This window comes from Streptomyces sp. McG3 (assembly GCF_018619185.1).
In the GTDB taxonomy this organism is placed as follows: domain Bacteria; phylum Actinomycetota; class Actinomycetes; order Streptomycetales; family Streptomycetaceae; genus Streptomyces.
The window spans coordinates 1-3,525 of sequence record NZ_JAAXYC010000495.1; the positions used below are offsets into that span (position 1 = coordinate 1).

At 72.6% G+C, this 3,525-nt stretch carries 2 protein-coding genes and 1 pseudogene; 1 reads left to right on the plus strand and 2 read right to left on the minus strand.

Annotated features, from left to right (window positions below; all coding sequences use genetic code 11):
• Positions 1–177 precede the first annotated feature (177 nt).
• Positions 178–1,302 (minus strand): DNA integrity scanning diadenylate cyclase DisA, encoded by a 1,125-nt coding sequence (gene disA, locus HET64_RS37565; protein WP_007456913.1) that lies wholly within the window; start codon positions 1,300–1,302, stop codon positions 178–180.
• A 79-nt stretch (positions 1,303–1,381) separates the two neighbouring features.
• Positions 1,382–2,803, minus strand: a complete 1,422-nt coding sequence (gene radA, locus HET64_RS37570; RefSeq protein ID WP_215111715.1) for a DNA repair protein RadA — start codon at positions 2,801–2,803, stop codon at positions 1,382–1,384.
• A 156-nt stretch (positions 2,804–2,959) separates the two neighbouring features.
• Between radA and HET64_RS37575 the strand changes: the two are divergent.
• Positions 2,960–3,525, plus strand: a pseudogene (locus HET64_RS37575) (hypothetical protein); the annotation flags it as partial.

The following is a 3,525-nucleotide window of genomic DNA, read 5'->3' on the forward strand; positions in this document are numbered from 1 at the left end:
GGCCGGGCGTCCCCAGCCGGTCCGGCGTTCGAGGACGGAAGCGTCCACGGGGACGAGCGACGCGCCCACGGGGCCGGGCGGGCCCGCATGAGCACCGCCCGTCCGGGCCCGGGGTTCCGCCCTCAAGCGCCGGACGGGCTGGTTGCCGCGGCCCGGGCTTCATGGGTGCGGCCGATCTCAGACGTACCGCTCCAGGATCGACGACTCCGCCAACCGCGAAAGCCCCTCCCGCACGCTGCGCGCCCGCGCCTCGCCGACGCCGTCCACCGTCTGGAGGTCGTCCACGCTCGCCGCCAGCAGCTTCTGCAGACCGCCGAAGTGCTCCACCAGTCGCTCGATGATCGCCCCCGGCAGCCGCGGCACCTTCGCCAGCAGCCGGAAGCCCCGCGGGGACACCGCCGAGTCCAGCGTTTCCGGCGAGCCGCTGTAGCCCAGCGCCCGCGCCACCACCGCCAGCTCCAGCAGCTCCGTGTGGCTCAGCGCGTCCAGCTCGGTCAGCGCCTCCGCCACCGTGCGCGACCGCTTCGCCGTCGGCTCGGGCACATAGTCCCGGACGACCAGCTCCCGCTCCGGCTCCACGCCCGCGATCAGTTCGTCCAGCTGGAGGGAGAGCAGGCGCCCGTCGGTGCCGAGCTCGACCACGTACTCCGCGATCTCCGTCGCGATCCGCCGCACCATCTCCAGCCGCTGCGCCACCGCCGTCACGTCCCGGACGGTGACCAGGTCCTCGATCTCCAGCGCGGAGAGCGTGCCCGCCACCTCGTCGAGGCGCAGTTTGTACCGCTCCAGCGTGGCGAGCGCCTGGTTGGCCCGGGACAGGATCGCCGAGGACTCCTCCAGGACCCGCCGCTCCCCGTCCACGTACAGCGCGATCAGGCGCATCGACTGGGAGACCGAGACGACGGGGAAGCCGCACGCCTTGGAGACCCGGTCCGCCGTGCGGTGACGGGTGCCCGTCTCCTCCGTGTGGATCGAGGCGTCCGGGACCAGCTGCACGCCGGCGCGCAGGATCTTGGTCATGTCCTTGTCGAGGATCAGCGCCCCGTCGAGCTTGCACAGCTCGCGCAGGCGCGTCGCCGTGAACTCCACGTCCAGCACGAATCCGCCGGTGCACATCGACTCGACGGTCTTGTCCATGCCCAGCACGATCAGCCCACCGGTATTGCCGCGGAGAATGCGCTCCAGGCCGTCCCGCAGGGCCATTCCGGGCGCGACCGCGCTCAACGAGGCGCGCATCAGCGCCTCGTTACCGGTGCCTTGGCCGGACTTTCCGGGCGTCGTCGCCCGGTCGTTGGCTGCCACTGCACTCCTCCGGTCACAGGTTGCGGTGCCCTTGCGTCCCCCATGCCGTGTCCACGGGCGGGCGAGACCAGGGCAAAGTCTACCGGCGCGCGTTGTCTTCCTGACGAGGCTGCGGCGCCTCTTGACGAGACCGGCGCGGGAGGACCCGCAGAGCGTCGCCCATGTCGGCGACTTCCGTGACCTTCATTCCGGCCGGGACCTTCCCCGGATCCGTCGGAACGAGCGCGTGGGTGAAGCCCAGACGGTGTGCCTCGGCCAGTCTCCGCTGCACCCCGGTGACCCTCCTGACCTCGCCCGCGAGCCCCACCTCACCGATCGCGACCAGGTTCTTCGGGAGCGGGGTGTCGCTGGCCGCGCTGGCCAGCGCGAGCGCGATCGCCAGGTCGGCGGCGGGCTCGGTGAGCTTCACGCCGCCCACCGTCGCGCTGTAGATGTCCCGCTTGCCGAGCGCGCTGATCCGGCCGCGCTGCTCCAGCACGGCGAGCATCATCGAGACCCGGGAGGTCTCCAGACCCGAGGTGGTGCGCCGGGGCGAGGGGATCTGCGAGTCGACGGTGAGCGCCTGCACCTCGGCGACCAGGGGCCGCTTGCCCTCCAGGGTCACCGTCAGACAGGTGCCCGGCACCGCCACGTCGCGGCGGGTCAGGAAGAGGCCCGAGGGGTCGGCGAGACCGGTGATGCCCTCGTCGTGCAGCTCGAAGCAGCCGACCTCGTCGGTCGCCCCGTAACGGTTCTTGACGCCGCGCACCAGCCGCAGCCGGGCGTGCCGGTCGCCCTCGAAGGACAGCACCACGTCCACCAGGTGTTCCAGCAGCCGGGGCCCGGCGATCGCGCCGTCCTTCGTGACGTGGCCGACGAGCAGCGTGGCCATCCCGCGCTCCTTGGAGGCCCGGATCAGCGCCCCGGCGACCTCCCTGACCTGGGCCATCCCGCCGGGCGCGCCGTCGATCTCGGGCGAGGCGACCGTCTGCACCGAGTCCAGGACGAGCAGCGAGGGCTTCACCGCGTCCAGGTGGCCCAGCACCGCCGACAGGTCGGTCTCCGCCGCGAGGTAGAGGTGGTCGTTGATCGCCCGGATCCGGTCGGCCCGCAGCCGGACCTGGCTCGCGGACTCCTCAGCGGTCACATAGAGCGTGCGGTGGTCCTCGCTCGCCGCCTTGGCCGCCACGTCGAGCAGCAGCGTCGACTTGCCGACGCCCGGCTCGCCCGCCAGCAGCACGACGGCGCCCGGCACGAGCCCGCCGCCCAGCACCCGGTCCAGCTCACCGACGCCGGTCGAGCGGGCGGTGGCCGTCCGGCTGTCGACCTGACCGATCGGCACGGCAGCCGTGGAGACCCGGCCGGCCGCGGTGGTGCGCACGGCGGGGGCGCCGCCGAACTCCTCGACCGTCCCCCACGCCTGGCACTCGGGGCAGCGGCCGAGCCACTTGGCGGTGGTCCAGCCGCATTCGGTACAGCGGTAGGACGGCCGGTCCTTCGCGGATTTCGTACGGGCAGCCATGGCGCCACCGTATAGGTGAGGTACGACAACACCTCCCGGGCGGCGGCGTGCGAGGCCTCTCCGCACGCAGGGCGCACGGAAGCGCACGGGAGCACTACGGGCGGAATCCGTGATCCCTGTCCTCTTTCGAGGGATACATTCACCCGTAAGGATTAAATGTGCTCAAGGGGTACTTGGGGCATAGGCTCCTTTGCCTACGGTCGCCGGGTGACGAGCAGCAGGCTGGAGACCCCGACGCACACCCCCGGCGCACACCGGGCGCACCGCCGAGTGCCCCACGCCCCGGCACAGCGACCGCCCGCACGTTACGAGCCGTATCTCGACGGACTCTTCACCTACTGCCTCTCCGTGCTCTGCGACCACGACGCGGCCGCCGAAGCGCTCGGCGCCGCCCTGTCGGTCGCGGACCGGCAGGACGCCCGGGGCCCCACGGCCGAGGAGGAACGTCAATCCTGGCTGTACGCGCTGGCCCGCTGGACCTGCCTGCGCACCCTCACCGAGCGCAGGCGCGGCCGCCAGGCCCACCGCCGCTCCTTTGGGACGGTCAAGCCGCCCGGCACGGCCAAGGCCTCCGCCACCCGGAAGGGCTCCGAGCCACGGAAGGGTGCCGAGCCACGCCAGGGCTCCGATCCGCGGAAGGGCACCCAGACTTCCGCGCCATCCCGGCACCAGGGAGCGCACACCGCCCGGCGCACGCCGGAGCACACCCTGCCCGCCACCCC